Raw genomic sequence first — 26,854 nt, 5'->3', positions numbered from 1 at the left:
AGTCATCCTTGTTGTTTTCTTATCGCATGTGTATTATAAACAAATATCAATATATTGGAATGTTTATCATGGAAGCTAAAGATTCGGCATTACAGCAAGCGTTACAAGAGCAAGCTAAAAAAAAGAAATCCCCAATGTTTAGTTGGATGAATTCACCCTCTAAAACCCTCGTAACAATTTTCACGCTAACCATGTTCTTCGCCTTGTTTGGTAACTTTCTGATCTTCATTCTTATGGCGCTATTTGCAATCGTCTATGGTCATCGTGTTCGTTCAAGAAATGATGATGAATTACTGAAATCGTTGGCTGACTACTTAACAGCAATCGGCAAAACTTCTCTTATTTTCGTATTTACAGTCATGGTGTTAAGTTTCATTCAAACATCAATTTACGTCTCTGATACCGTCCCTAAGATGTACTCATTGATCCCACAAAGTTGCATCGTCATTACTGGTTTCCTCTATCTAATTACAGGTTTAACCAATCTATTTAGAATGAACCGCGCACTCACGCCAATCTATTCCCCATTCTCAGTTATTCCACTTTTTGTTTCACTCGTATGGCGTTTTTTCAAAAAACAGATTGCCCTTGTATGGTCAGAATTAAGAAAGCCAAGGAATTGATATGAACCCCAATCACAATGAACCTACTGATGTTAGATACATTTTCACAGTCATCATGACTGGGTTGATGGTTTTTGGTGCGTTCATTTTGGTTCTATACAGTAACAAGTTAGTCTTCATTCAGTTTTGGCGTGTTCTGCGAATATTAGAACTGATGGTGTGGGATTCATTCGCTTCCTTGTTTTCGGTTGATTTCTTCAAGCACTGGTTGGGGCAATTAATGAAAACACCTCCAACTCGTATTAACTGGAACTATATTTCTAAGTTTGAAGCGTCATTAAATGAATATTTACGCTGGGTGTACACGCCATGGCTGATTTATGTTGGATACTGTTTTCAACGTAATATCAAAAAGGTAAGGGGTGTGTTTAATGTACAAACATTGATAGAGCAGTACGGTCATGAAAACGATGCAATCAAGACGCTTGCTGAGGATAACCCTCTTATGCATAGTCGCGTCTTTGATTTTGATAATCGCAACGATTTTCACAATCGACATGCACAAGCTATATCACCTCAACGCTATGTAGAGTCTTGCCCACCTCCTTGTGCATCAATCAAAGAAATGCAAAAGCATCATGCCAAAATTAATGTTGGCAAACCCTCGCCATATAGACCAATAGCAATAATTGATCGTAAATCAAGCTCCGTTGACTTTAACCGAACGGTCGCGAGAACTTCACTAGAACGTCAACTTACCTCACCACCAACTGATGGTGGTTATTACCTTAATGAAGATTCGCCAGCCCGTTTATTTGACAAGGATGGGAACATGGTTGAATTAGTAAAAGTTAAAGCAAAAGATAAAACAGTTCGTATCGTTGGTGGGTTTGCAGAGTGTGGATTGATCAACAATGGTCGTGAGTATAACGGCACGGCAGCACAGCTGCGTTATGCGTTTAATTCAACGGAGAGAAAAATATTCGATTTCTTATGTCGTCGGTACAAACACCCGAATGTTGATTTAGCAAAATTCGTTCTAGAACTTACAAAACGACACGCCTATACCAAGACTTATTTGGTTGAATTTCTAAACGTTGTTGATATTCATAACACAGTAGCTTCAACCGAGTTCTACCTAATGCAAAGAGAGGACAGAGCGTTATATTTTGCCTTATATAGCGCTAGAGAAGAAAAGCCGTTCTATGAGGCTATTGGTGTTATGAGCCACTACCATATGGAAAAACTGATTGGTATGAAGTTGGTTACACCCTATGTCAATCCAGCCATAAATACTCTTGAATTCGATGCGCGTCGTATCGCAAACAAGAAGCCTCCGCGCCTTGATTTAATAAGAGAGCTTGATGCGAACATGCTCGCTGACGCTGATTTAAAGGAGGCAAGAGCCTTTGTTGATTCTGATGATACGGAATTGACATCTCTCTTGAAAAGAAAGAATGAGGTGTATGGGTGAACAAAATGCAGATAGGGCTAAACGAATACCTAGCCATGAGGGAAGAAGTCTCATGTTCTTGTCTTAATTATCAATCTGAAATTCATGACCATTTGACCCAAGAGGAATTTGAGTTCATCAGGTTCGTATTAGCTATGGATTTTATTGAACTTGGAGGAATGGCTGAGCATGGAGGTTTTGAAGTCTAAATGAGTCGCAACTTACTGTTTAGTGTATTTCCTGTTTTAATCAACTTGCATGATAGGAATCTCTTTAGCTATTCACTTACTGACGCATTCAGGTTAGCGAACTTAGTCGCCATAAGTGAAAGTGATAATGTTGATTTAAAATCCAGATGTGTAATTAACGACTACTTATCTTCGATTGGTTTTCAACGTGGCGTGTCTGTCAATTCAAAACCTCTATTACATGACCATCAGAAGCATTTAGTGGATTTTTCTAAAAAACTATACGATAGGATTGGGGTTAGTCAGGTGAACTATGAGTGATGTTAGTGCGTTCAAGGCCAAAACCACTCACGCCATGGCCAATGACTTGTTTACGAACAAGTCGAATCATGTGGATACGCGACCTTATTTAACAAGGTTGCTTACTGTTCTACCTTATGTCTACCACGTATTATTTTATGTGGCGGCTATATCAGCGTTAGTCTTTCCGACTTTTACTTATTTCATTGTTGTTGGTATGGCCTTTTTTGCTCTGTATGCCGTTCAAACACAATTTGATTATCTGATTTCTGTACCGACCTTTTCTCGCGGTAATGGATTTATGGCAGAGGATGGCATACGAGAATCTACCTTACCATTCCAAACCAAAGAGAAAAGCGGTAACTCAAAAGCTTATATGCTCTTAGGTTACGACTTGCTCTTCGGTCGTCAAATGTGGATGGACGTTGACCGAGAAACGCGAATGTCGTTTATCTCAGGTACGACAGGTGCTGGTAAAACAGTATGTCAAAATTCACAACTCTTACAATCATGCATACAGGGTCACTTTGAGTATGGTGCGCCAGTGATTCTCATGGATGGTAAAGGCTCGATTGAGGGGCTTTATCAATTCCTGTTTTACATCATTCGAACTGGCCGAATTCATGATGTACGCATTCTCAACTTCCTAACAGGTGGTATTACTCAAGATCCTAAAGCGATGCTCGATGATGAATTTTCATCGAACAAATTTAATCCATTCTCGGTACTCAATAAAGAGGAATCGAGGGGGCTTGTGATGTCATTTGGCCGCTCATCTGAGGGTGGTAATGGCGACTTCTTCCGTGATCGAGCGAGTACCATGCTTGCTGGTGAATTCTCCGTACTATGTTATCGACGTGATAAGTTCGGAGAACCATTGGATGCATCAGTAATCCGTAAATTCACTGAGCTTAGAAACATGTTCAGAGCAGCATCTGACAAAACTGTTCCCGAAGATGTACGCCAACCGTTAAAGGAGTACCTTAAGACCCTTAATGGCGTTCAAGATGCCCATTTTGAGATGGATGTTGATAAAGGGTTTGAGATAAATCCAAAGGCCGAAGAGCAGCATACTTACAACCGTTCAATGCTCTCTAAGACGCTCAATGAGATGACAGAATCACTCGGTCATATATTCTGTTCCACAGGTAGTGATATCAACTTACGTCACGCAATTTCTCATGGCCAAATTGTCTTGGTATTGTTGCCAACAATTGAGAAAGAAAGTGAATCAATGAAAGAACTTGGACGTATGATGGTGGGTTCATTACGTCCAGCATTTGCGCCATTGCTAGGTTTTAACATCCAAGGTACTAAAGCTGAGGTTGTCGACGCCTTACCATCTAATCGTGTCGTACCCGTTAGGCTCTATCTTGATGAGGTTCTTAACTACTATACAGCTGGTATTTCTAATTTCCTCTCTTTAATGCGTTCGTCTCAAGTGTCAATGACACTTATCGGTCAATCATTGAAAGGTATAGAAGACGCTGGTGTATCAGAGGGTCGCCAATCCTTGGCAAACCTCAATAACAAGATCATGTTTGCTACCCAAGATGTTTACGAGACGATGGAGCTCATTAACAAATCTGTGGGAAAGGCAACGCAGATTCAATCAAGTCAAATGCATGGTAGCCATTTATTCGGCTGGTCGAATGCTGACACTCTACAAATACAAGATGCCGAACTAATTGACTCTAGGGATATGGCCAGTGCGAATCCAATGGAGGGGCTTTATATCTTCCGTGGCCAAGTAACACCATTCAGATCCGCAACATTCTTTCCTGATGATGATAGAGACGGTTCACTCGACTCATTTAAATTGAATATTTTTGCTGAATTACTTAACCCAACGAGTGAGGAAGTAGAGAGAATCCGTGCCATTGCAAGTGTGGCCGATAGCTCAAAGAATGGTTCACTCAAACCTATTGATTCAACTAAACATAGCAATGAGCTCATAAAGGATTTCTGTTCTAAGTTACAGGCTAACCTCAACTCAGCAAAAAAGATGGGTACTCAGTATGAGAACAAATTACACATATTGACGTATACCCTTGCAGATGATCTTTTGTTGGATAGTGAAGATGAGTTTGAGGCTCAAAAAGCCAAGCTTAAAGACCAGTCGCATGTAAAACATGAGACAGGTAATCAAGATGTCGATTTGACTCATGTTGTTCATGAAGACGATAGCAACCATACGATTGTTGAACCTACAGCTGAAATGTTTGGCGATTACTCAGGGTTTATGTCAAGTCCACCAGCGCAAGAATCACCACCCGTTGAGTCTTACAATGACGTCCAAGAGGATAGTAATGGTTTTGATCCAGTTAATGATGTTGAGGCCGCGAACGTCACTGACGAGAGTTCAGATTTTACACCATCTGGGTTGCTTGAGAGAACGGCTAATCAGCTGGGTATCTCTAGTAACAAATTATCAAAATTTGAGCTAATCACTGACGATATTGAGCCAGTTGATCAAGCGAGCTTAACTGAGGTGTCTGAAAGCAGTGACAATAAAACAAACTTAGACGCCAGCCATGACCAAGAAGAGAGTGACAGCCTCGACGGACTGTTAATGACGGGGGGCGACCTTACTGCCCACCTTTCGTCAGACGTACCATTTGGCACATACGTAAGCGATGATGATGAAGCAGAAACTGAGTCTGAGAGTTCTGAAAAGGATAGCTCTGAAAATGAAGATTCGGAGAGCATCGGTTATATACGTGACTTGTTTGACGACTCCGATATTTCTGATGATAACGATGACTCGAATACCTCTAATGATAGTAATAAAGATAAGAATTCAGAGAGTAATTCTGGTGCATTCGTTAGCCAAACTATTGATGATATTTTTTCACATGGTGAATCAGTTACAGGCCAAGACTTCAAAGAGCTAAAAGAGACAATTTTAACCCCTCCAAAATATCCAGTACTTCCCGAACTCGCGAAAATGAGTACCGAAGACCAGCAACTGTTTGTAGATACGGTGCAAACCAACTTGGAAGAAACAGAGGGAACGCTATCACAAAACACTATTGATGAAATGTTTTAGGAGACGACATGGATTTGCCTATTGATAACGAAATCACAGTAACTGATGTCGCTTACTATGAGTACCTATTTGAAGAAAAAGGTATGGAACTCGCGAAATGTACATTAAGAGCAGCAAGGCATTACAAAGTCCACCCAGATTACATTTTCACGATAGCCAAGCAAGAAGCTGGTACAACTGGTGAGTACAACAAAAACAAAGATGGCACTCATGACGTCGGAAAGATGCAAATTAATTACGAACGCTGGGCTGTGGAGTTTCTACGGTTAGGATTTAAAATAGATTGGGCGCGTGTACTCACAAACCTCTGCGACAATGTGCTGGTGGGTACGAAGATAATCGAGATGCGACAAAAATCATCGAAGAATGCTTTAACAGCGATGGCCAATTATCACTATTTTGTAAATGGCAAAAACCCTAAGCTGCATTACAAATACAAGGGTCATATAGAGAAACATTATTTGCGCTTACAGAAGTCCAAAAATGATTTTATCAATGATCACTTTTTGGTTTCGAAGTAGCCTATGTTGATAGTTGCTGAAAAATTCAGAATGGCTGAGGTTCTTGCAAAAGTGCTAGGGTTTAACAAATATCGCTATCCATTCTTTGAAAATGAGGATGGCGATGTAATTTGTTATTCATCGGGGCATCTCTTCGAAGTCTGTCATCATCAAGATGACCTCTACAACTGGCGAAAGCCTCAAAACTTCAACCACCTACCAAGAGCTCTAACGTTAAAGCCGACTAAAGACTATGAGCTCAAAATAAAAGGTCGGTCTTTAATGACCAGCTACCTAAGAGAAAATATCCCGTTGCTCATGAAAGAGCACGATACAATAATCAACGCTTGTGATGCGGATAGAGAGGGGGAGTGCATATTTTACGACCTTTTCAATGTGGCCAATACACAGGCAACCATTTACCGATTAGACCTGTCAAAAGGGATAACTCGCTCTAGAATTCAAAAAGCTTATGACAACTTGCTATGCGGCACTCAAACTAAAGCTCGTGCATACGCTTCACAAGCTCGTTGTTTCGGTGATTTCGGGTACGCTCTCTTAACGGTAGTGACAACCTTTTATGGAAGAAAGTCACTTCTTCACCCGTTACTGGGAGGTTACACCGATAAAAAGCAAAGTGTCGTATCGATAGGCCGCGTAATAATTCCTCTATTAAAACTAATCGGTGATCGATGTCAGTTAGTAGAGAAAGCTCAGTCAAAACACGTTCACATACCCTTTGTCGATGGGTCATTTCAAGTTGGGAAGAAAACGGTCGATGTAACGTTCAAATACGACTACGAGCGATTGGGTTTCAAGCCCTCATTACTGGCAAACGCACAATTAGTCGAGCGATACATTAAGACAAAAAGTAAATCTCACCGATTCGTAATAGCAGAGGTTGAGCATGTATCAGGTATCCAATCAGCACCAGAGTTGCACGACACCGCTTCTATTCAGGCAGAAATGTCCGATAAATCTCCGTTAGAAACCTTAGATATTCTCCAATCATTGTATGAAAAAGGGCTTATCACTTACCCACGAACGGATGAGACAAGCGTTCCTGATGATGAAGTTTCCAGCTCGAACCTAAAGGCTCTATTTGATGGTATGAATACTAATTTCAACTCGGTTAGCGAAAGCACAACCAAATCATCAAGAAGTTTTTTAGAAAAACAAGATTCATTGATCGAGCAAGCCAGCGAGAGTTCTTCTAAGGCTGAAATTAACGCCTCCCATACAGCTTTGACGCCAACAGATGCAAAAGTTGACTTAGGGAATTTGAGTAGCGATGAACTATCCGTCTACACCAAGATTTGTGAGCGATTTACCGATTCACTATCAGGGGATAAACACATATGCAGCGTTAATATCATTGGCGGTTTTGTTGGGGATACCACTGGGATGCTCGGAGAAGTGAGCCCATCATTTACACTCCATAAAATAGTCAAAACAAATGCTGATGGTGAGAGTTCAAACCGCTTTATGCACTTGAAACAAGGTGATGAGTTATCGATAACCGATATTCGAGTTGAACATGAAGAGTTACCACTTCCGCAGTACTACTGTGAGTCAGAATTACCAATGGTAATGAAGAACATATCAGAAACGGTAGATGACCCAAAGATGAAGAGCCTTTTAATTAGAGCTAAAGGATTGGGGTCAGCTTCTACACGGCACAATGGTTTGCCCTCGTTGCTTAAACGTAACTATGTAGAAGTGACGAATATTGGTGGTAGAAGATGCTGTGTAATTACGAGTAAGGGGGAGGCACTTCTATCAATCTTGCCTGATGCTTTTACTAGCCCTATTACGACCGCATTGTGGGAGTTGAAATTCATAGAGATTGAAGAGTCAAATGATCTCGATTCTGCGAGAGCTTTAAGAGATGCGTTCATACGTTCAACATACCAGCACCTTGAAAGTTACATTCAAAATTTAAACCGCCAGTACGCAACCGGTGGCGGCATCGAAAACCAATGTTCAACACCCCCAGACAAACAACTGCTCGCGAAAGTTAAACAGCGAGCAAGAGCACTCGCATTAGAGATTCCCGTATCGATATTGAAAAGCAAATCATCTTGCTTGTCATGGTTAGATCGAAATCCAGAGCTAATTCATTCTAGAGTTCAAACGAAGTTAGAAGACTCAGGCTTACACATGGCGAACGATGTCCAACGTGACGCACGTAGAGTTGCGCTTAGAGCACAGGGGCTTAAAGAAGATAACCAGAACCCACCTACTAATAAAGCCCTTCTAAAAGCCAGTATGCTCGCTCAAAAGACGGGCTGTAAAATGCCTAAGCAAGCAAAACTCTCTGCGATCAAATGTAGTGAATTTATTCAGCATGCTCAATCAAAACTCAAACCGTCAGACGACGAGGTAAGAGCTTTGAAGAAACTGGCCAGCAAAGCAAACGTCATCATCGGGAAAGATATTCTAAATTCTCGACTAGAAACACGCAGGAAGACTCAACAACTCAGAAAAGCACTAGGGAAGTAAAACATGATTAGTTCAGATCAGCTCATTCAGGGGATGACGGAAAGGCAGAGCGAGGGTGTTTTGGCAAGCGGTTCACCAGTAGCAATAACAGCTGGTGCAGGGGCTGGTAAAACAAGAGTTCTGACAACACGAATTGCTAAGATTATTCGTGATGGTAATCCACCTGAATCAATAGTTGGTATGACATTTACCAGTGACGCCTCTATGGAAATTAAAAACCGTGTAATTGGTATTGTTGGTCAAGTCGCTGGTGGTAAAGCAAACATATCGACCATTCATAGTTTTGCTATGTGGAAAGTGCTTTGTGCTCACTGGAATCACCCATACCTAAAGAAGCTCGGTTGTGTATCCAAAACATTCAAACTCGAAACATCCAACTTAACTTTAGAGCAGTTAAAAAAGAGCTCTAAACGTAACGCTTTATCCAATGCACAAGTGAAGCACTTGGATGGTTTGGTCGAGAAATCGGACAATGAATTTACATCTTGGCTCTCACTTACTCGTAGTTTCGGTTACACCCCGATGACTTACTTTAAAGACTTGGACTCGCCTTTTACTTCACTCGAAGAACTCTGCCGTTTTCCTGAAAAATTAACTCACGAAGTTTCTACTTTCAAAGACTATGTAAATCACTATTTTCTCAAGTGCTGGGTTCAATACGACTCACTCTTAAGGGAGAGAGAGGTAATTGATTTCGACCAAGTGCTTGTCTTTGCCATGATGCTGCTTGAGCACTGTGCGACAACAAGAATCTCTATTAAGAAGCGCTTTAAGTACTTTCTAGTTGATGAGTTCCAAGATACAAACGTTTGTCAGTATCGTTTCATTCTTGCGTTAGTCGGGGATGGTAAAAACTTTTCAATGTTCGGTGACATCAAGCAAGCCATTTATGGGTTTAGAGGCAGCTCATGTTACTTGATGGCCAATATTGAGCAGCAGTTCGCAAATATTCAGATCATCAACTTGCCCGACAACTTTCGTTCTACAGATAAGGTTGTAGCCGCTGGGAATAAAATTGCTGAGCATATGGGGATACAGCTCGTTTCAGAACCAATGATCGCTCATAAAAGCTCAAAAATCATTCCAGCAATGAGGCAGTTTGTTACTGAGAATGATGAAGCTCACTGGGTGTGCGACAAGATATTAGAATTGAAAGGTAAGGGGATAGCCCCTCAAGATATTGGGATCTTATATCGATTCAATAAGATCGGTCAGAGCATGGAGAACTACCTGATAAACCGTTGTATCAGTTATCGTCGACTTGGGAATGACAAAGGTCTTTATGAAGAGCCTGAAATTCAGAATATCGTTATCTTTCTTCACCTTATTTTTCACCCTTACTCGCCTAAAGCATTGAAGTTCTTGTTTGCAATGTTTACTCAATTTGGTGTGAATCAAAGCATTATCAATGAGGCCAGAAAGGGGCTATCAAAAAACTCAGATGGCCAAGTAAATAGTCACCAAGTGTTGACAAATATCATGACCAATAACCAATGCAAGGAATCGACAAGACCGTATCTCAAAAAGTTAGTTAACCTTATTGTCAGTCTTTCAGGATCTTGCCAAAGAGTGAACACGTTTGATGATTACTGTAGAGCGATCAATGAACAGTATTCGAATATGGCTGACGAACATAAGGAAAGCATTGAAAAGACCCATGGTGATAAGTTCTGGGGAGCTAGGCAGGATGTAATTAAGCAACTGACCAATCACTATGTTGATTCATTTCTGGGGTTATTTGGTTCTACGCAATCGACAAGCTCAGACACCACAAAGGAATTGGCCGAGCATAATTTCACATTGATCTTCAATGGCAGCTACGAATACTCATTATCGGAATCGAATTTTCTTCAATACGTGTGTTCAAGACCACTTATCGACCGAGTTAAGAAGAAGAAAGATGATTTGAATGAAACTGACGTTGAACTTATGACCTTGCATGCTGCAAAAGGGCTAGAAAAAAAGGCAATTTTTATCATAGGGGCTTCGGAAGAATGCTGGTGGCGTGACCCCTCAATCAAAAATGGGACGGACGCTTATGAAGAAGAAATGCGTTTGTTTTACGTTGGGCTTACTAGAGCTATTGAACACTTAACACTCACGATGGCGGCAACCAGAGAATACAACCGCGCAATACAGCGTTGTTACCCGCAGCGGTTTTCAAAGTTACTAGATAATACGTTTGAATATCATGACCATTCTCAGACCCCCTCTAGATTGGTTGAAAATGCAGAATCGTTTGAAAATGTGGAGGTTTAAATGAATGAACTAAGTGAAAGTTTTGATGGTGTAGTAAAAATGACTGATCATCGTTTTACAGACAAGTTCAATTCCGATTTACCAGAGTTCGAACTAGTTATTGAATCGTTTGGTAGCGGAGATGCAGCCATGAAACCGTCAAGCATATGGACGAATTTCGACTTGAACTCAACTACCTAGATTGTTCAGCTATGAATGAATTAGAACTTACCCCCTCTCAACACTCCCAAACGTCTATAGATGACGCTTGGACATCTGTATTAAATGAACTGTATGGCCTTGTAAGCATCAGTCACTTTAAATCGCCCAAAGATGCTCACGTAGGTCAGATACGCGCCTACAACGTCAGTACAGGGCGTTTTATTAGTGGTGTAAGCCAATGTTACTTAAGAGCGCCCATAATCGAACACTTCAACCGTACAGGGCGCTTAGACAATCGTTTCATTGGTCTAAAGGACGCTGACGAACTGGGTTTGAAACTATACGAGGGGGCTAAACCTAAAGTCATACTCAGATACGCTAATTCAAAAGTTGATACTCAATTTGACGATTCAACAGGGGAGCTCATAGAAAGCGTCACTGAACTAAATCAACCATATCGTTCATTTCAGAATGTTTACCATTTCTCTCAGTTTGAGGATGTACCTGAAACTGCATCTGATTTCCAAGATGTCGAATGTGTAACTGTAGAGGATATCAATCAGTTGATGGTGTCAGTCACTAAGCAGTTGGGGGTTGAAATACGAATCTTAGATAAGCCAACAGCCACCTTTTCTTATGCAGACCGTATAATTTATTTACCTCACCCACAGTTGTTTAGATCCAGCGATGACTTTTATGGTCAAGCAGTACGCCAACTCTCAAAAGCTGTAATCTTATGCGCTGATTTACCATTAGCTAATGCAGTGAACGCTAATGAAGCCTCCGAAAAAATTGAACTCGCCAGTACACTTCTTTGTGACCGCCTTGAGTCAAGTTTGATGTATAAGATTCGGGGAGAAATAAATAAAAGTGTTTGTGCCGAGGCGCTAGCAACGTTGTCCAGTAAACCTATGGAATTATTGACTCTTATGTTTGCAATAGAGCAGTGTGCTAATTACGTAGTCAATCATTCAGGCTTGGTTGTTAAGTTGCTGACGATGCAAAGTATGTTAAGTGAATCGTACCAGAAACAGGTCTTAGAAAACCTGAACCGTTTTTCTGAAAAACCTAAATCCCCAGTTGGTGTAGAACAGTTTTCTGAAAACATTACCATTGAATTATAATGTGTATACGATTATAAACTGTGCTATATTGATTATGTCAGTTATCAAGGAAAAGTAACCATGAACCAATATCAAACACCAGTATCACCAGACAAAGTAAATTACTTTCACTACGTTAATCACCTATATCCATCTAGTGCTATTTTGGAGTCGAAAGAGCGACTTTTCCTTTCATTGTTTGATTACGGTAAATGTTACCTAGTCGCAAAAATCATCAACACTGATCGAATTGATGAGATTGATAACATATCAATTGCCGCTTATAGAAAAAGCTGTGCTTTATTTTTAAGCATTGAAAACTTCTATGGTGAAGAATCAGCATTCGACGTAATTGCCCCTGTAAACCCGAAATCTTGCTCATTTCCATCCTATCCAGACGCTACAGAAATTCTAGAATTCGAAGTTCACTATATTGATGCAATGTCAGGTGAGCTCTTAAAGGTAATTCGTGTAACCCCTGATGATTTCCAATTCACTACGGCACTAGCAACAGAACATGCTCACTTGCGAGATGACCCGTACACCAATGAGCATTTTTCCAATGGTGTAGCCAAGTTCTTCGATCAAAATATCGATAATAGAAACTTGGACAAAATCTTGTCATCTCCTTGCACCGTGAACAAACGAGAACCTACTAGCGACGAGCCACAAGGTACAGGTGTAGTGACCTTTGTTGATTCCATTCTCTCTGACAGTACTTTAGATTTACAAGACGCGAATGAGGAAGAGTAGTGCTTATGAGCAAGACGATTTATTGTTCTGCACTGGTCATGCTTTTTACTGGTTGTGCGTCTAATGATGTAAAGGAAAGTGCATCTTTAGCAGTCCCAACAATGCCAAGTGACTTAGTAGCGTACCTCTCAGAGATTAGTAAGCAATCGGGCGGTGAGATATCTCAATCTAATTTCAGGTCTGAGAGTTCAGATCTAAAATTGGTGAACTGGTGCGGAACACAAGATGATGTTAACCAGCTAAAACAATCAGTTGTTAAGGCGTGTGTTGTTAACGATGGCGTAACTACAGGTAATTGGTGTTATGACCCAAGAATAGCTAAACCTCATTTTCTTTTTGAGGTGCGTGAAAGTTCTAAGGCTCAAGCTCTATGTGGAAGTACTAAAGAGTGGGTAGCATCTTTGAGCACTCCTAGTAACCATTATACTAGCGTTTTTTGGCTGTCCTCAGCTCGAAAAATGGGATTCTTAACACCAGAGCAAGTCGCGCTGAAATCAAAATTAACTGGCTCATTGGCGTTAAAAAAATCAGAAGATGAATTTGCTGAGTACTTGGAAAGTACGAGACGGGATCTGCAAAAAAAATACTCGAACAAAGCAGCTATTCAAGGCAGTTATGGCCATAAAGTTTGTAAGTGGGACGATGACTTTTATACGCTAGAGGGGGTAACTATTGGTCGAGTACTTTCCACCTATGACAATCAGTTTCAATTGGAGCTGGTGGATTACCAGTCGTTAAGCGGCACTTACGACGGCTTTCCAAAAGGGCAGATAGTCTTTGGAAAGTATGAAGATTGGAGCTTGTGTAATGGTTAAGAACTTTTACGTTTTCGGCAATCTGCTCTCTCGCGAGCCGCAGGGCTTAGTTAGTTTCGAATCACTGTTAGATTTGCATGATAAGAAAGAACGCTTGTTGAGTCTTGTTAACGAGGTAAAAGAGTCATTTCAAGGGGAAGCTCTTGCAACCATGCTCGAACGCCTTGAGTACGATGATCTGTTTTACTTTGTTGGTGTAGATAAATCGGACTTACGTGTTTCGGCTTCTTACATGAGAGCTTGTACTATTAGCTATTATGATGAGTCGTGCCATATCGACAGGAACATAGGCTTAGCTGGTCTAAGAAGTGATGAGACTTATTTTCACGAATGGGTTGGTCAGGTACGAAAACATCAGCTTGAAGTGATCACTACGTTGGTCTGTAAGGTCATGTGTGATCAGGTAAGTCAAACGGTTGAAGAGTCCTTTGATACTGCATTTGAAGAGGAAGTATTTGAACCACTATCCAGTGTGTCCGAAGTTCAGACAGAAGCATTTTACTTGGCAAGCGTTGTTCATCACTACGTCTCGAAGTATCCAGAACTGTACAATGTGGCACTCTGTAATTACGACAAGATAATCAAGGTAACGAATTGTGTGAGTGTCGGGGCTAGAATTTATAATGGCTTTAAACAGCTTACTTACTTGTCAAAGTGGTTTGAAAACGTGGCGACCCGTGATTTGTCAGGAATAGTAATGGTCAATACTCAATTGGGCGTTATAGAATTTAGTGCTCATGCTCAACGGGTATCAAATTGTGAAAGGCTGAATTGCAATATGATTGTTACTGATAGGGGTGGGTACTTAAGTTGAACCGTGCTCATTGATATTGGCATATGATTAAATTAGAGCGTGGTAGTTCAGCCTTGCTACGTTCTAAGTGCAATTAACGTAACTGGTACATCAAAGTTCAATCTCCATCTTCGCAAAGTATTCCGTACATCTTCCATTTCTGGTGATACCGCATCTAACTGAAACCGATAGTCGACAACGTTGATGAAATCTCTAGTCGAAACATAGGCAAAGGGAATGGTGTCATTCTCAAAACCAATTGGTTCAATTGCCTTTTCGCTTAATAGGTACTTTTTAATATTGCCTTTCTCAATAACATTGTTATAGAAGTCAATAAACATCTGGGTCATTTGTTGATCCATCTCTATTGGTCTGAGATCGCCAGCCGCAATGAAAGGTTGGTCTTGTGAGTCTTGGATTTTCCCGTTTATCCGCTTTATACAATGTTGCAATGGAATGAAAGTGATCCTGCTTTTTTCCAAAGCTTCGATACGGTCAGGGGCGACTGTACTCGTATACATGATTAACTCCTTTTACAGTATTTCGTAGAGGCATTGGTACTTGCCGCTCTTTTATTTTTCAGAAAAATAGGAACGTCTATATCTCTGCCAATTCTTGATTCAATCTCACTTGGTGTGACAATGTAACTATCGACCATTGACGCTTTAGCTAAAGGGCTGTTAGGAATCCACCAAGCAATCGCTTGATTACCACTGTATGCAACTTTCCAGAATGCTTCGGGGGCTTGAATCCCATGACTTATTTTGAAATCACCATTCATTGGTGTGTTGCCAGCGAATACACCCCCAACAACAGTAACTGGGTATTTGTCTCTTCTGCATTCGACATAGACCTCAGTCTCTTTCCAAGCACCTGTATTCATTTGGGCAACTTGGGGAAGAACGTTCGTCATGATGTTACTTTGCTTTATGGTTAAGTCTGAGTAATCCATCGCATTAGCAGGAACTAGATGGCCTCGATGGTACTTAACTTCGCCCTTACCGGTTTTGTAAGTTTTGGTAGATGTCTGAGAACATCTACTTGGTAAATTTGGATCACGAAAGAACGAATCGTATCTGTCATAGTTCCCCGTATCCTTACGGGCGATGTACTTCCAGCCAATTGCACTCTTCGTCTCACAATCTAGCCAAATCGAAAAACCCTTATAGTCAATTTGATAAATGTCTTGTGCGAAAGAGGGCATTGCACCAAGAGACGTGCTTAATACAATCGCAACCTTAGCTAGCTTGTTCATTCTAAATATCCCTATGTTGTTTACGATCTGTTATTAATGGTTACGCATCACATTTATAATTATACTCTAATGATCTGCAATTTGAATGCGCGTTTGACGATTTTAAGGTTTTTTGCCGCAATTATGAGGCATTATTATCAATTCTATCAATTCTATCAATTTGTTTTGAGTCGAACTTTCTCGCTAAGAATTGGTAATTATGTGTTACATATTTATTTGTACATATACAATCTGTATTATAAATTAGATTGGAATATTGGAGAGCATAGGTGTAAAATAGACAATATAGTGCAACAAAAGAGTCATTTCGTTGCGCTATTTACAAGATGTCACATTTAGGGCTTTAACGGTGGGAGAGACAATAAAGTTTGCCCGTTAGCGCAATCTAGACAATAAAGTTTGTCCTTAAGCCAGTGAGCGCACTTGAAAGCTCATTCCATAACCAGATGGAATAGAAAACATTAAGCAATTATTAAAATGGGTTTGAAATCAATGTTCGAACGATAACTTAAATGGTACTTTGTACTTTGTTTCTATAGCGCATTAAGTAGTGATGCTGTAACTTTTTAAATCTAATCTTTTGTTGAGGTGAAACATGGAAGTAACTTATCTTGGTCATGAAAGTGAAGAGAGCCTAATAGATGAAATCTGCATTGAAAATAACTGGGATCGCAGCAAAGTGATTCGACGTTCAATGTTTAGTACTTTTCAATACTATTACAACGATGTTGTTTTCTTGAAACTGTACGAAAAAATCATTTACGTTAGAGTGTCGCAAGAAACAATTCCATTGTGGGCAAAGATGGGTTCAGTCCCTTGCCCGAACCTTAATGCCCCAAAAGCCTTTAAGCCATCTAAACCTACTTCACTTTTTGAGTTAGCGTCAAAGCCTTCGACTCATTCAGCTACTGTTAAGAAAAATGACACAAGTTATGTGCCAAGGGATTTTTGGCACTCAGTTCCTGCAAGCCTAGATTCGATCACTGCTTTGGCAGAGGTGAGCTTAGATTCATATTTGCAGAATTTAGTTATCGTTGAAACTCGTAAACAAGTTACTAAAATTCGTGACTTGCCCAATATTTCGTTGTCATTCTCTCGCATGTTGAAAGGGGCAGGGATAGGTTCGTTGGCCAACTTTAAACGTTTAGGTTACTTACAAGCATTCCAACAAGTTAAACTTTTATACCCTACAGCTGGGAATGATTGTCTTCTATCTTTCTATGGTGCGTTGAATAGTGTCCATTTTTGTGCAATTCCGACAGAGAAAAAATGCGAAATTATTCAAGAGTATCAGGACTATATTGTTTGTCAGGATGCAAATCTTTCAGTTGATAAGGAGTCTGTATGTGCCAATGCGTAGTTAACTATGAGAGCAAAGCGTTTGTTCTTCAAACAACCAACAACATGCAGACTTCAAAATGCAAATGTGACAATGTCACTCATGGCAAGCAAAGAGTCTTCAAACGTGTGGCGACACTTTGGTTTGACGATAAATCTAAAATGATATCTGAACAGGAAGCCATTCATATTGACCATTTATTGTTGACTGGAAATACCCAATATTTGGATGATTTCCTATCTTATATGTAAGTAACGTTTTTTAGAAAAACCAACTCAGTAAAATATAATTTTCATACTCTAAGATTACCGCTTTAAAATATAATAATATCTTGTTATGTTGGGTTCACTATTAAAATTAAAAACTAATGGCTTATTATGAAACTAATAAACAGAGTTCAGAAATATTCAGTAAAACATTTGAGTAGCGGTGCGTCTCGAATTTATATTAATAACTCATTCTATTTAAGGTTAATTGGTTTTGTTGCTGGCGTTAGGTATTCTTTGAAAGAAACCACATCTGGCTTTATATTGAAGTTTGACGAAAATGGTACGAATTGTGTTATGAGTTCAGGTCGTGGGGAGCTCGTTGAGCTTAAAAATAAAACCGTGGCCAAGAAGTTTGAAAGTTGCAATTCAGTTAGAGTCGTTTTTTCAAAAGATGGAATTTCCATAACAAGCAGTGTTACTGACTCAGCAATACGCAGAAGAAATGAATCATTAAAATTCAAGGTTAATAACAACTTACCCCTTAAGTTAGGTTCGCTCTTTAGTGGTCTTGGTCTTCTTTCAAAATGCATTAAAGATGGACTGTTTTCATCTGGTGTTCTTACTGAAATGGAATTTGCAAATGACAACGATGAATTGGTTTTGAATTGCAATATTCAAGGAAACCCAATTTGGAAAGACGCGAGTAAAAGCGCTGTGGCTACAGGTGAAGATATCCAAGACTTAGTCACTCAGAACCTACCAGAAGTTGATGTACTTGAAGTCGGTCTTGTTTGTAAAAACCAGTCAAAACTTTGCCCTAGTCATATGCGAGATTTGAATCATAGTGTTGTGGGTACATTGTTCATGTCGTTACTTAGTGTCATTCGAAAAATGAATCCAGCCGTATTATTAATTGAAAACGCTCAACCATTTTTAACCTCCCAAACGTTTGATCTACTATCGCGAGAGTTGATTAAGGATTACACCTTGTCGACCACTGTTCTTGAGGGATATGCCTTTGGTGACTATGAAGAACGTAAGCGTGGTTGCATTGTAGCCGTTTCTAAGGGGCTTCCAGAACTTAGTTTATCGTCCTTTGCCTCACCAATTAGCGTCGATCACAAGCCGCTATCGGAGATTTTAGAGCCTATCGATGCGGATTCAGTTCTATGGAAAAAGATGGGGCATGTTAAGAAAAAGCTACTCGACCCTAAACTCAATTTTAAGAATGTCCTGCATTATCCGAACGATACAAAAATCAAAGCTCTTTCGGCTACCTACGCGAGCCCTAAGATCGGCTCTCCGATGGTCGGTCATCCCAACGATTCAGACTTACAGCGTCACTTTACTTGGTTAGAGCACTCGCGAATCAGACGTGTTCCAGAGTCCCTTGAGCGTGTGTTGGAAACAGTAGCTAACGGTACTCATTGCATGTCTCGAACAAAGAGTAATGTTGGTGCTGTTCATCGAATGTGCGGTAACAGTGTATCCCCGTTGCCATGGACAGCATTGGGTGAGTTTATAGGCAATTTTTTAAAAAAATCACTCTGTTTTAATCGGGAATTGCTAACAGCATAAGTGCTATCTACGTTTACGTGAAAAGGAGTTCACTTGTTTATTTATAGAGCTAAAGTTTTAGATGTTAACGATGAAGCGGCTAAATGCGACGGGGTTTTTTATACAGTCGTAGATTCAAGCTTTGACATAACCATACAAGCAACAAATTGTACTAATGAAGAGTTTTCTAAACACTTCATTAACGTTCATGGCCATGGTAGGGGGCATCTTCAAGATGGTTCGGTAATGGTTATTTATTTTAATACATATAATTGTGAAGTAGGTGATGAGTTGGCTGTTAATAGCGATGATTCATTTAATGCCATGTTAGATCTACGTCTAGAAGATGCGGATTCCTCATTAGATCAAAAGTGCCGTTTGTTTTTAGCAAAGCACAAATTACCACCTTACGAAAATAGACCAGAATACAAAGAGCCCTTTCAGTTAGATGACCCTTTTGAGTTTGATGGTTTATTCGACATAGAATTAAATTAATTTATATAAGGAATAGTTAAAATGGAATACCAATTAAGTTTATTAGAAGTTACCTATGCAGTTTTTGTATTGCCGTTTTTAGGTGCAATTATTTTCCGTTCATTTTTTATGATCTCACCTAAAGAGATTCACAAATTACAGTTACAACAACGTATTCTACATAGTTTGGAAAACATTAATTTAGTCACTGAGTATCACAACATCATCCGACGTGAATACCGACGTGACGGTAAAGACTCTGCTATCAAAGCACATATTTGCTTGTTTCACTCAGACCATCACGAAGCACTTAAATACGTCGAAAATAAGTTTGAACGCAAGGCAGCACACTAATTAATCAAGGTGTTTTTATTGTGAAACAATCTATGTTGGATGCAGCCCTTTATCTGATTACACTTATCGGTTGCTTAGTATATTTCAAGTTAATCAGTGTTTACACTCACCAACTTGATGCCCCAGTGCCTCTGATTATTCTATTCATGGTGCTGTTGATTTCGGCTATCGTGACTCACATTAGACTTGACCAATCAAGGCGCGGTCGAGTTAACGTTTTGGCAGAGGTCATCGTTTTCGTCTTGGCTGCTACACTCGCCATTTATTTACGTTCAGAGTTAGTCGAGGTTTTTCTGTTACTGGATTCAATGGATGGAAAAGATGTGGTTTTACCGATTATTGGTTTGAACCATGACTACACAAATTTGTTATCAAATCGGCTTGTTGGTTACAGTGGGTGTCTTGTTGTTTCATTGATTTTTTTACGATTCACCGTGTACAAGTTCTTTAAGCCATATTTGTACCGTATATTCATTTTAGAACAAAATAGACCCCAATCATGCCCAGCTTGTGGGCGTTATTAACACATCCCAATACGTTTTCTCAAAAAATAAACCTGATATGAAAATGCCAATTGAAAAGATTCCTTAAACGATGTATTGTTTAATCATCAGTTGGCATATTTTCTAGGTTATTATGCGTTCTCAATTTTCATACAACTCCAACAATTTCCACAAGAAAATCAAAAAGCAATTTGGTGGTTTCCCTACTTATGGGAGCTACAACGTTGAATACGATTTTAAAGATGATTGGTCTATAGAAAGAAAGGGTACTCAAGAACTGGCTGGTTATTTCAGTTCACTATCTGAGAGCAATGGTGGGGTCGTACTGAGTAAAGACCAGAGTGTTGTGATGTCTCTTACCCCAATGGAACTTGAGAGTCATATTATGGCGCAACATTCTGCACAAGGTCATGTGGTTGTGTCGGGGTTGGGACTAGCGATGATTGTCCTAAGCCTATTGCAAAAAACTACAGTTCGTAAAATTACGGTTCTTGAGGTTGATCCTCAAATCATCTCTATGTACCCGTCTGTACTAAACGGTCAGTCAAGGTGTCTATGGGAAGATAGCATTAAAGATGGCCGTCTCAATGTAATCGAGGCTGATTGTCATCAACCGTTACCACAAAAAGTGTTGGATGAAGTGGGTACAAGTATTGATTACATGTGGTGTGACACTTGGAATACTCTTGGCCATAGTAAGTCACTGTTTCGAACTCAATTGCTTGCTCAACAGATAAAACCAAAGGTGTGTGATTTTTGGGGTGTTGAATTATATTTGGCCATGAAAACGGTTATACAAAACCCATCTCTACAAGCCAAACCTTTGATTGATTATGCTTATTCCACTGGTTTACCTCTGAGTGTTCTCAAGATGGACACAAAACAAGCAAGACTATATACAGAGTTATGCTACGCAGCTGCGAAGAACATTACCATTCAAGAGCGAGCTCGCGCTCGTTTGATTAATGCAACTAGCCCCAATATTTTCGCATGACTAAAGCCTTAAAGCTGAATGTTGCCTTGTTGACTATTGGGGATTGTGAAACCAAGAAGCAATTTTGCTTGTATTTTTGTGAGCAGATCATTCGTCAATCTGAGGTTGTCATACCTAGTAAAGCGTTGCTACGCAGAAACGGTGAACTAAGCTTTCATTTTAGTGGTAAAGCGTTGGCATCAATGGTCGACATTTATTGCGAACTAAACCTCACCAAACAGCTTCATTCCGTTTTAACATCGACCCGTATCCATAAGCCTGATAGTCGTGGTCGCAAACGTGTGTTGAGTCATTATGTTGTACCTAAAAGGATGCCTGTAAGCCCTTTAGAGACTGTTTTACCAATAGTGAGGAACTTATCAAGCGATGAGGCTTTTCATTTGCTTATGATAGTAAAGAAAGTCCAGTACGGGCATAAACATAATTCATTCTGCCCCTATGACCTAAAACTGTCAGAGTGTCACTTTATTAGTGACGTGAACGTTTTTACAAGAGCCTTTAAGTCAGAACCTTGTACAGAAACCATTTTGAATGAACTTTGCTATCGTATTTCAAGAGAGAACTAGAGCCTTATGACTACGCACTTGTCAAATCATCGTTTTATTTCTCAAACGGCAAAAACATTTAAGATCCACATCCACACACCAGACGATGAGGTTTTACATCGTAGTGTTGGATACTCAAAGATTGGTGAAAAAGAGGGGCTTAAAGTAGCGATAAAGTTAAGGAATGATCTTGGCAAGTTGCTTTGGAAAAAGTACTGGCCAGAGGTTTTAAAGAACGACAAATTATTGCTTAGATTGCCTCACAGTCTTGACCCTGTAATTGTCTATAAGCCAGCCCCAACCAAAACTGACCCTAATCATCGTATACCGTGTTACTTGGCTAAGTGGAAAGAGTACGACGAGTCTGGTAATTACAAGCTTAAAACAGTTGTTCGCTCGATAAACAAATATGGAAAGTTAGCGGCATACACGCAAACTAAGATGGCCTTGCTTGAAGCTCATAAAGATGTAATCCCTTTGTTGGAATTCATGGAACGCTATAGCATTACAAAACTAGTCTGATTTTTTAGAAAAATCATAACTGTACGAATTTAAATGAATAGGGAGTACGTATTTTGTTGTCAAGTTTTCAGATAGTTGATCATATATTGGAAGAAACCAAAGTGGTTCAAGCTCAAGGCTTTCTTGAAGCCATCAGTGAGTATTTGAGTTCGTCGTTAGTGAATGTCTCGATTGATTGGAATCCAGCGTTTGGCCGAGCTGAAATTGTTGATAGAAGAACTAAGAACAACTACACAGTCACTTTATTATAGTTAAATAGGAGAGGTTCAAAATGGAAACAATTGCATTCAAAAGCGGATTGAAAGCGGCTCAAATGGGTATTGCTCTTGAAGATTCAGCGTTGAATAATCTTCATCCAGACTCTGAACGTTACGAACAGTTCATAGCTGGATACGATTCTTATAGCGAACCCAATAAAGCATCTAAGCAAACTCAAAACGTTGAGCGCTAAGCTATAAAATTGACACTTTTAAATTGGTGTTTTCACTTTCCTCGCTATAGTGTCAGTGCTATAATTCAAATATACGGTATTAGCATCATTTAAAGCCTCTTTTAAGAGGCTCAATAAGGAATTGACCATGCCTCAGTTTAAAGCACTTTCTGACATTAAGATTTACTCGAAACCAGCCTCTCATATGACTTATGAAGTTAGGGACGGATCTTACTGTGTTCACGCTTGGGGAGTTTACCCATCTTCAAGCGTTCTTGCTGGCCAAGATGTAAAGCAATTTGTTGATACTTGTGCGACAGAAGAGGAAGTGAATGAACGCTACCCAGAAGCAGTTTCAAGCCACCCAATGCTTCAACCTCAGAACACTTTTGATCATTTATCAGAGAATGGTGATTATTAGAGATGGCAAGTAAGTATCTGACTTATTCCCCAGAACTAGACTTAATCGATCGAATGGCAGAAGAGCACGGCATTCCAGTATTTCGTCATTTTGAACATCTCAATAGTATGTATATGGAGATGGGGGGGCATCCCTATTCTGAGTCATTAGATGCTGTAACCCACGTATGTGAATACGGGTATCGACAAGAGAGAAACATCATATTTTTGGAAGACCAATCCACTATAGATTTCCTCATGTCTCTAAGATTTAAGACCCCAAAACAAGGTGCAAGAATCCCTTTGCCGCATGAGAGTTTTAGTTTAGCTGTGCCATCAGGTTTAAAGTTCAAAGGTGTATCAATTCCCCCAGTGTTAGTCTATGCAGGGGAGAAAGAAGTACCACGCTTATCAGTCGATATGTTCACTGAGTTGGGTTTAGTAAAAACAAGACCCCCAGAAAGTGTCATCTCGGAAGCTTGTGGTGCGTTTGGTCGAATTAACATCATCATTCCTGAGAAAGCCGTCAATACTCCCAACATACCTAAGAACTTACTTCGCTTAACGGATGAAACGCTTATTGAGTTACTAGGGGTCGATTTTGATGACTCAGAGATAGACCCAATCGCTTTATGTCGTTCTATTGTCGGTACACCGCTAAACGGGCTATCTGATGAAGAAGTCCACCAGCAAATGGTGGTGCTACGTCTTATTGTTTCACTGGGTATCTACAACAACGCTACAGATAATAAGTTTCTGCGCCAAGGAGTGCCATATGGTCACTCGGTTAAGAAAGCGAAAAATCTTGGTCTGACCAAGCAGATTGCGAATGTTAGCTCTTTTTCATCTTTGAAGTTAAATACACAAAGAAAGGGAACAGGTGAAAAGGTTGTGGCTGGGTTTATGCGTAACCTACAGCATGAGAGGTACTACCAAGGCCGTTACAAAGATTTTCCTGAAAAAAGCCGTTGGGTCGAAGTCGAGGGCTGGGTTACTGGTAGTGCAAAGGCTGAAACCCAAAACATTAAGTAGACAGGTGCAGTATGGCCAATAAATCTGAAATGGTCGATGGTAAAACAGTTTTAGAGTCATTCATTGAGATAGGTCTTAAGCGAAACAAAGATCTTTTTACCTCAAGAGTGATGACAGATGACTTAATGAAAAAGGGTTATTTCTCCACCAAAACTGTTGCCCAAGCTCAATCTATTGTGCTCGGTTACATTAAGCGCTATTGCATTGAAATAGATTTGCGAAAAAGTATTCTAGAACCGAAGAAAGCTGGTACTTTTCGATTGAAACAAGAATTTAGGTAATTTGATGTCTATGAATGATGGAATTCTGATCAAGTACTATCGTGGTGCTTGTAAGTTTAACGATTTGAAAGTGAGCACGGATACGTTCATTCAGGGTAACTTGATGGAAACTTTGGATGACGTTATCGATACCGGTGATCTGAAATACGATGTCGAATTGAAATTTGAATTTGAGCGTAAGTTTGACTCTGTCTTTGCTCATTATCATGAACTTGTTGACGATACGATCTCTGAGTTAGAAGAGGCTATTAATCAAGATGAGCATGCGACCAAGGCAGCTCAAAAGCGTCTGACTGATAATGTGAATCGGGCGATTAACTTCTTTATTACTGAAAGGATATTTGGCGGTTCTGAGTCATATGGTTGGTTGCGCGGTGATTTCTTAAAAGCGGTGCAATTGCCTTATGAGATACGCTTACACAATGTGCCATCAGCCATTAAAAAGTTGGAAAAGTATTTAAAGTCGAACGCGAGCAATAGCGGTTCAGATTTGAAAGCCAGCAATCCAAAGGTTTACTTTGCTTCTCTAATTTTAAAAGCCTTTTCAGACTATGGCTTAGACCAGTTGATTGAATTGGCTAACCTTTCAAAAACTTTACCAGTTCGCAAGCGTAATGCGGCTAAAAAGTTCGATTATGATTTGCTCTATAAAGGGATGAATGAGGCGAGTAAAACGGTGATAGACACTGTAATGCAATCCTTATCTGACAGTTATAGTGAACGGTGTAAGCGACACTTAGAAAGGCTTTACGAACTGTCTAGTAAGTACAAGTCAGAGGTCGATGACATCCATTCAAGGAACGCTGATTCAATGGATGTATACCGTGAAATGAAAGCGTTAAAATTGCGATACATTCAGGAGGTTGGCGAGCCTGATGCGAATGTACTCAGATCTACGCCTGAATATATTTCTATCCACCTTGAGTCAAACAAAAATCGTGACTTGATTAAAGTAAGAGAGAACTTAATCAAGTGGCTAGTTTCCGTTGAGGTCGTTCAATCAAAAGTCCTCTCACTGGATGTTGGTCTAGACGGGTTTGATTGTGCTATTGACTTGTATTCGAGTGAAACAGTAGTTCGTACTTTGAAATTTAAGACTGTTTTCGCTGGTGGCCACAATATTCAGAAGCTCCATTTAAGAACGGTTCACCACCTAGCAGAAGAGAGAACGGTCAACCCACTTTAATAGCGGTTTGAACGATATAGTTAGATCCATTAGGAGGGTAGAAATACTCTAACCTAGTTGGTATGTTTAAAAAGTACATGTGATTAGAAAGAGAGGAAAGGAGGTCTACATGTGGACTGAAAAAGAAAAGGAATTTTTAATGAAAAATGCTGGCAAACTTAGCACTAAAGAAATGTCTAAAAAGTTGAAGAAAAAGCCAGATTGTATTCGACAGACGGCCTGTATTCTCGGTGTGTCCTTACATATCGAAAAGATAGACCCAGACGTTAAGAAACAAATGTTGAAGATGTTAAAGTCTGGTCTGCCCAAGCTGAAAATCAGTAAAGTAACTGGTGTGTCACTGTCTACTGTTCGTGCTTATGCGAAGAACCCCAATAAGTGCAACAAACCAAAGCGCAATAACAATGGTAAACGCCCCAAGAGCGTCGTACACGACAAAACCACCAGCAACCTTGTTAACGCTGTCTTTTCTCTATAGAGAAACTGAGAGCCCCTTATAGGCAACCATTCAGCCTTGTTACATAGCAACTTAAATATAAGGTTCAATATGTCACAAAGAAAAATTATATTCCCCAAAAGCGACGATTGTCGTGATGTTATTGTTGTCGGTTGGGATCGCCCTTTATCTCAACTGTTTATGTTCGTTGGTACAGAGTATTTCGATCCCGAATTTACGTGCTGGGATCTCGATGACGCTTTGTTAATTGATACCTATATTGATGTGCTACCCAAAGATATTTCTCCTGATTGCTTATACCAATTTGGTGAGTTAATCAGAGATGGCCATCGTGTGCTCGATCAACCAATGTGTTCAGATGATTTACTCGAACGGTTGTTATCACGTCTTAGACAAGATGCCCTAGAGCCCACGAAGTCTCATAGCTCACCAGTGGTCTTTGCTATAGGTGGAAGTCGAGGAACAGTGCATTAGGTTGAATTAAAGCTTAGTGCTGTTCATCCATTTGAATCAAATTTTTCAGAAAAATGCTATTGGCTCACCTAGAGTTAAAATTAATCTACTATGGGATGAGTTACTTATGAGGGATTATGTATGAGAAAACGAATTTCAATGTTGGCACTTTTTTTAGCAAGCAGCGTGAGTGCATTTACTGATCCCAACTATACCGTTGAGATACAATGTACAACCGATAGTCCTAATGCAGTAAAAGGACTGGTTGTTAACTATGAGATAGGCCATGGTAAGGTGAAAGAGGTGATGACCCTACCATCTCAAAAATCCCCACTGGTAGATAATTGGCAACGTCCTTTGTTTTCTAAGTACGCTGTACATAACGATGCGAGCAGGAATAGTAAGATAAGCATTTATAAAGCGGCAGGGGGGTTAGAGTATTACG

At 39.9% G+C, this 26,854-nt stretch carries 31 protein-coding genes; 29 read left to right on the top strand and 2 right to left on the bottom strand.

The window, feature by feature from the left end; genetic code table 11:
* Nucleotides 1-68 precede the first annotated feature (68 nt).
* From SJY39_RS00685 to SJY39_RS00630, 12 genes are all read left to right on the top strand, one after another.
* On the top strand, nucleotides 69-623 hold the full coding sequence (locus SJY39_RS00685; RefSeq protein WP_390240758.1) for a hypothetical protein: 555 nt from the start codon (nucleotides 69-71) through the stop codon (nucleotides 621-623).
* 1 nt (nucleotide 624) lies between these two features.
* Nucleotides 625-2,037, top strand: coding sequence for a hypothetical protein (locus tag SJY39_RS00680; protein ID WP_390240756.1), 1,413 nt, complete (start codon nucleotides 625-627; stop codon nucleotides 2,035-2,037).
* Nucleotides 2,034-2,225 carry a hypothetical protein gene (locus SJY39_RS00675; protein ID WP_390240755.1) on the top strand — a complete coding sequence of 64 codons (192 nt, stop codon included), beginning with the start codon at nucleotides 2,034-2,036 and terminating at the stop codon, nucleotides 2,223-2,225. Before SJY39_RS00680 ends, SJY39_RS00675 begins: the two co-directional genes overlap by 4 nt.
* A gap of 292 nt (nucleotides 2,226-2,517) precedes the next feature.
* Nucleotides 2,518-5,553: a type IV secretory system conjugative DNA transfer family protein gene (locus tag SJY39_RS00670; RefSeq protein ID WP_390240753.1), complete on the top strand. Its 3,036-nt coding sequence runs from the start codon at nucleotides 2,518-2,520 to the stop codon at nucleotides 5,551-5,553.
* Between the two features lie 8 nt (nucleotides 5,554-5,561).
* Nucleotides 5,562-6,074 carry a transglycosylase SLT domain-containing protein gene (locus tag SJY39_RS00665; protein ID WP_390240751.1) on the top strand — a complete coding sequence of 171 codons (513 nt, stop codon included), beginning with the start codon at nucleotides 5,562-5,564 and terminating at the stop codon, nucleotides 6,072-6,074.
* A gap of 3 nt (nucleotides 6,075-6,077) precedes the next feature.
* Entirely contained in the window at nucleotides 6,078-8,555 is a 2,478-nt protein-coding gene (locus tag SJY39_RS00660) for a DNA topoisomerase (RefSeq protein WP_390240750.1), read from the top strand.
* Nucleotides 8,556-8,558: 3 nt separating this feature from the next.
* A complete protein-coding gene (locus tag SJY39_RS00655) occupies nucleotides 8,559-10,814 on the top strand; it encodes an ATP-dependent helicase (protein ID WP_390240748.1) in 2,256 nt (751 codons plus the stop codon).
* A complete protein-coding gene (locus SJY39_RS00650) occupies nucleotides 10,815-10,994 on the top strand; it encodes a hypothetical protein (RefSeq protein ID WP_390240746.1) in 180 nt (59 codons plus the stop codon).
* Between the two features lie 11 nt (nucleotides 10,995-11,005).
* Nucleotides 11,006-12,079: a hypothetical protein gene (locus SJY39_RS00645; RefSeq protein WP_390240744.1), complete on the top strand. Its 1,074-nt coding sequence runs from the start codon at nucleotides 11,006-11,008 to the stop codon at nucleotides 12,077-12,079.
* Nucleotides 12,080-12,139: 60 nt separating this feature from the next.
* A complete protein-coding gene (locus SJY39_RS00640; protein ID WP_390240742.1) occupies nucleotides 12,140-12,811 on the top strand; it encodes a hypothetical protein in 672 nt (223 codons plus the stop codon).
* Nucleotides 12,812-12,816: 5 nt separating this feature from the next.
* Nucleotides 12,817-13,626, top strand: a complete 810-nt coding sequence (locus SJY39_RS00635; protein ID WP_390240740.1) for a hypothetical protein — start codon at nucleotides 12,817-12,819, stop codon at nucleotides 13,624-13,626.
* Nucleotides 13,619-14,440, top strand: coding sequence for a hypothetical protein (locus SJY39_RS00630; protein WP_390240738.1), 822 nt, complete (start codon nucleotides 13,619-13,621; stop codon nucleotides 14,438-14,440). The genes SJY39_RS00635 and SJY39_RS00630 overlap by 8 nt, the downstream gene beginning before the upstream one ends.
* Before the next feature lie 56 nt (nucleotides 14,441-14,496).
* Here the strand turns inward: SJY39_RS00630 and SJY39_RS00625 are convergent, their stop codons facing one another.
* Together SJY39_RS00625 and SJY39_RS00620 are read right to left on the bottom strand one after the other, a co-directional pair.
* Nucleotides 14,497-14,940: a hypothetical protein gene (locus tag SJY39_RS00625; protein ID WP_390240736.1), complete on the bottom strand. Its 444-nt coding sequence runs from the start codon at nucleotides 14,938-14,940 to the stop codon at nucleotides 14,497-14,499.
* Between the two features lie 2 nt (nucleotides 14,941-14,942).
* Nucleotides 14,943-15,674, bottom strand: coding sequence for a DNA/RNA non-specific endonuclease (locus SJY39_RS00620; protein WP_390240734.1), 732 nt, complete (start codon nucleotides 15,672-15,674; stop codon nucleotides 14,943-14,945).
* A 595-nt stretch (nucleotides 15,675-16,269) separates the two neighbouring features.
* Between SJY39_RS00620 and SJY39_RS00615 the strand changes: the two genes are divergently transcribed.
* The 17 genes from SJY39_RS00615 to SJY39_RS00535 all read left to right on the top strand — a co-directional run.
* The gene (locus tag SJY39_RS00615; RefSeq protein WP_390240732.1) at nucleotides 16,270-17,034 is read left to right on the top strand and encodes a TfoX/Sxy family DNA transformation protein; all 765 of its coding nucleotides are present in this window, start codon (nucleotides 16,270-16,272) and stop codon (nucleotides 17,032-17,034) included.
* Nucleotides 17,019-17,264 carry a hypothetical protein gene (locus SJY39_RS00610; RefSeq protein ID WP_390240730.1) on the top strand — a complete coding sequence of 82 codons (246 nt, stop codon included), beginning with the start codon at nucleotides 17,019-17,021 and terminating at the stop codon, nucleotides 17,262-17,264. The genes SJY39_RS00615 and SJY39_RS00610 overlap by 16 nt, the downstream gene beginning before the upstream one ends.
* A gap of 126 nt (nucleotides 17,265-17,390) precedes the next feature.
* A complete protein-coding gene (locus SJY39_RS00605; RefSeq protein WP_390240728.1) occupies nucleotides 17,391-18,800 on the top strand; it encodes a DNA cytosine methyltransferase in 1,410 nt (469 codons plus the stop codon).
* Nucleotides 18,801-18,833: 33 nt separating this feature from the next.
* Complete coding sequence (locus SJY39_RS00600; RefSeq protein ID WP_390240726.1) at nucleotides 18,834-19,274, top strand: hypothetical protein; 441 nt, start codon at nucleotides 18,834-18,836, stop codon at nucleotides 19,272-19,274.
* A 21-nt stretch (nucleotides 19,275-19,295) separates the two neighbouring features.
* Complete coding sequence (locus SJY39_RS00595) at nucleotides 19,296-19,607, top strand: hypothetical protein (RefSeq protein ID WP_390240725.1); 312 nt, start codon at nucleotides 19,296-19,298, stop codon at nucleotides 19,605-19,607.
* 20 nt (nucleotides 19,608-19,627) lie between these two features.
* Complete coding sequence (locus SJY39_RS00590) at nucleotides 19,628-20,131, top strand: hypothetical protein (protein ID WP_390240723.1); 504 nt, start codon at nucleotides 19,628-19,630, stop codon at nucleotides 20,129-20,131.
* Nucleotides 20,132-20,243: 112 nt separating this feature from the next.
* A complete protein-coding gene (locus SJY39_RS00585) occupies nucleotides 20,244-21,104 on the top strand; it encodes a hypothetical protein (RefSeq protein WP_390240721.1) in 861 nt (286 codons plus the stop codon).
* A gap of 572 nt (nucleotides 21,105-21,676) precedes the next feature.
* Entirely contained in the window at nucleotides 21,677-22,171 is a 495-nt protein-coding gene (locus SJY39_RS00580) for a Fe3+-citrate ABC transporter substrate-binding protein (RefSeq protein ID WP_390240719.1), read from the top strand.
* 53 nt (nucleotides 22,172-22,224) lie between these two features.
* Nucleotides 22,225-22,422 carry a hypothetical protein gene (locus SJY39_RS00575; RefSeq protein WP_390240717.1) on the top strand — a complete coding sequence of 66 codons (198 nt, stop codon included), beginning with the start codon at nucleotides 22,225-22,227 and terminating at the stop codon, nucleotides 22,420-22,422.
* Nucleotides 22,423-22,442: 20 nt separating this feature from the next.
* On the top strand, nucleotides 22,443-22,622 hold the full coding sequence (locus tag SJY39_RS00570; RefSeq protein WP_390240715.1) for a hypothetical protein: 180 nt from the start codon (nucleotides 22,443-22,445) through the stop codon (nucleotides 22,620-22,622).
* Between the two features lie 127 nt (nucleotides 22,623-22,749).
* Nucleotides 22,750-23,022, top strand: coding sequence for a hypothetical protein (locus tag SJY39_RS00565; RefSeq protein ID WP_390240713.1), 273 nt, complete (start codon nucleotides 22,750-22,752; stop codon nucleotides 23,020-23,022).
* Between the two features lie 2 nt (nucleotides 23,023-23,024).
* Nucleotides 23,025-24,032 carry a hypothetical protein gene (locus SJY39_RS00560; RefSeq protein WP_390240711.1) on the top strand — a complete coding sequence of 336 codons (1,008 nt, stop codon included), beginning with the start codon at nucleotides 23,025-23,027 and terminating at the stop codon, nucleotides 24,030-24,032.
* 11 nt (nucleotides 24,033-24,043) lie between these two features.
* On the top strand, nucleotides 24,044-24,313 hold the full coding sequence (locus SJY39_RS00555) for a hypothetical protein (protein ID WP_390240710.1): 270 nt from the start codon (nucleotides 24,044-24,046) through the stop codon (nucleotides 24,311-24,313).
* Nucleotides 24,314-24,317: 4 nt separating this feature from the next.
* A complete protein-coding gene (locus SJY39_RS00550; protein ID WP_390240708.1) occupies nucleotides 24,318-25,499 on the top strand; it encodes a hypothetical protein in 1,182 nt (393 codons plus the stop codon).
* A gap of 109 nt (nucleotides 25,500-25,608) precedes the next feature.
* Nucleotides 25,609-25,977: a hypothetical protein gene (locus SJY39_RS00545; protein WP_390240706.1), complete on the top strand. Its 369-nt coding sequence runs from the start codon at nucleotides 25,609-25,611 to the stop codon at nucleotides 25,975-25,977.
* A gap of 69 nt (nucleotides 25,978-26,046) precedes the next feature.
* Complete coding sequence (locus SJY39_RS00540) at nucleotides 26,047-26,430, top strand: hypothetical protein (RefSeq protein WP_390240704.1); 384 nt, start codon at nucleotides 26,047-26,049, stop codon at nucleotides 26,428-26,430.
* A gap of 120 nt (nucleotides 26,431-26,550) precedes the next feature.
* Nucleotides 26,551-26,854, top strand: a 304-nt coding sequence (locus SJY39_RS00535; RefSeq protein WP_390240702.1) for a hypothetical protein, incomplete at its 3' end; no start/stop codon positions are given.

The organism is Vibrio sp. R78045 (assembly GCF_042466085.1).
Lineage (GTDB): Bacteria > Pseudomonadota > Gammaproteobacteria > Enterobacterales > Vibrionaceae > Vibrio > Vibrio cyclitrophicus.
Note: the sequence above shows the minus strand (reverse complement) of the source record. Positions and strands in the feature narration are given on the sequence as shown.

Excerpts from the sequence above, each read along its gene's own strand:
- SJY39_RS00570 (WP_390240715.1), top strand. The coding sequence starts at position 22,443 with ATGGAAACAATTGCATTCAAAAGCGGATTGAAAGCGGCTCAAATGGGT.
- SJY39_RS00545 (WP_390240706.1), top strand. The coding sequence starts at position 25,609 with ATGTGGACTGAAAAAGAAAAGGAATTTTTAATGAAAAATGCTGGCAAA.
- SJY39_RS00565 (WP_390240713.1), top strand. The coding sequence starts at position 22,750 with ATGCCTCAGTTTAAAGCACTTTCTGACATTAAGATTTACTCGAAACCA.
- SJY39_RS00585 (WP_390240721.1), top strand. The coding sequence starts at position 20,244 with ATGCGTTCTCAATTTTCATACAACTCCAACAATTTCCACAAGAAAATC.
- SJY39_RS00670 (WP_390240753.1), top strand. The coding sequence starts at position 2,518 with ATGAGTGATGTTAGTGCGTTCAAGGCCAAAACCACTCACGCCATGGCC.
- SJY39_RS00555 (WP_390240710.1), top strand. The coding sequence starts at position 24,044 with ATGGCCAATAAATCTGAAATGGTCGATGGTAAAACAGTTTTAGAGTCA.
- SJY39_RS00660 (WP_390240750.1), top strand. The coding sequence starts at position 6,078 with ATGTTGATAGTTGCTGAAAAATTCAGAATGGCTGAGGTTCTTGCAAAA.
- SJY39_RS00550 (WP_390240708.1), top strand. The coding sequence starts at position 24,318 with ATGTCTATGAATGATGGAATTCTGATCAAGTACTATCGTGGTGCTTGT.
- SJY39_RS00650 (WP_390240746.1), top strand. The coding sequence starts at position 10,815 with ATGAATGAACTAAGTGAAAGTTTTGATGGTGTAGTAAAAATGACTGAT.
- SJY39_RS00595 (WP_390240725.1), top strand. The coding sequence starts at position 19,296 with ATGGAATACCAATTAAGTTTATTAGAAGTTACCTATGCAGTTTTTGTA.
- SJY39_RS00655 (WP_390240748.1), top strand. The coding sequence starts at position 8,559 with ATGATTAGTTCAGATCAGCTCATTCAGGGGATGACGGAAAGGCAGAGC.
- SJY39_RS00580 (WP_390240719.1), top strand. The coding sequence starts at position 21,677 with ATGACTACGCACTTGTCAAATCATCGTTTTATTTCTCAAACGGCAAAA.
- SJY39_RS00615 (WP_390240732.1), top strand. The coding sequence starts at position 16,270 with ATGGAAGTAACTTATCTTGGTCATGAAAGTGAAGAGAGCCTAATAGAT.
- SJY39_RS00645 (WP_390240744.1), top strand. The coding sequence starts at position 11,006 with ATGAATGAATTAGAACTTACCCCCTCTCAACACTCCCAAACGTCTATA.
- SJY39_RS00605 (WP_390240728.1), top strand. The coding sequence starts at position 17,391 with ATGAAACTAATAAACAGAGTTCAGAAATATTCAGTAAAACATTTGAGT.
- SJY39_RS00610 (WP_390240730.1), top strand. The coding sequence starts at position 17,019 with ATGTGCCAATGCGTAGTTAACTATGAGAGCAAAGCGTTTGTTCTTCAA.
- SJY39_RS00560 (WP_390240711.1), top strand. The coding sequence starts at position 23,025 with ATGGCAAGTAAGTATCTGACTTATTCCCCAGAACTAGACTTAATCGAT.
- SJY39_RS00685 (WP_390240758.1), top strand. The coding sequence starts at position 69 with ATGGAAGCTAAAGATTCGGCATTACAGCAAGCGTTACAAGAGCAAGCT.
- SJY39_RS00640 (WP_390240742.1), top strand. The coding sequence starts at position 12,140 with ATGAACCAATATCAAACACCAGTATCACCAGACAAAGTAAATTACTTT.
- SJY39_RS00620 (WP_390240734.1), bottom strand. The coding sequence starts at position 15,674 with ATGAACAAGCTAGCTAAGGTTGCGATTGTATTAAGCACGTCTCTTGGT.
- SJY39_RS00630 (WP_390240738.1), top strand. The coding sequence starts at position 13,619 with ATGGTTAAGAACTTTTACGTTTTCGGCAATCTGCTCTCTCGCGAGCCG.
- SJY39_RS00625 (WP_390240736.1), bottom strand. The coding sequence starts at position 14,940 with ATGTATACGAGTACAGTCGCCCCTGACCGTATCGAAGCTTTGGAAAAA.
- SJY39_RS00680 (WP_390240756.1), top strand. The coding sequence starts at position 625 with ATGAACCCCAATCACAATGAACCTACTGATGTTAGATACATTTTCACA.
- SJY39_RS00665 (WP_390240751.1), top strand. The coding sequence starts at position 5,562 with ATGGATTTGCCTATTGATAACGAAATCACAGTAACTGATGTCGCTTAC.
- SJY39_RS00635 (WP_390240740.1), top strand. The coding sequence starts at position 12,817 with ATGAGCAAGACGATTTATTGTTCTGCACTGGTCATGCTTTTTACTGGT.
- SJY39_RS00540 (WP_390240704.1), top strand. The coding sequence starts at position 26,047 with ATGTCACAAAGAAAAATTATATTCCCCAAAAGCGACGATTGTCGTGAT.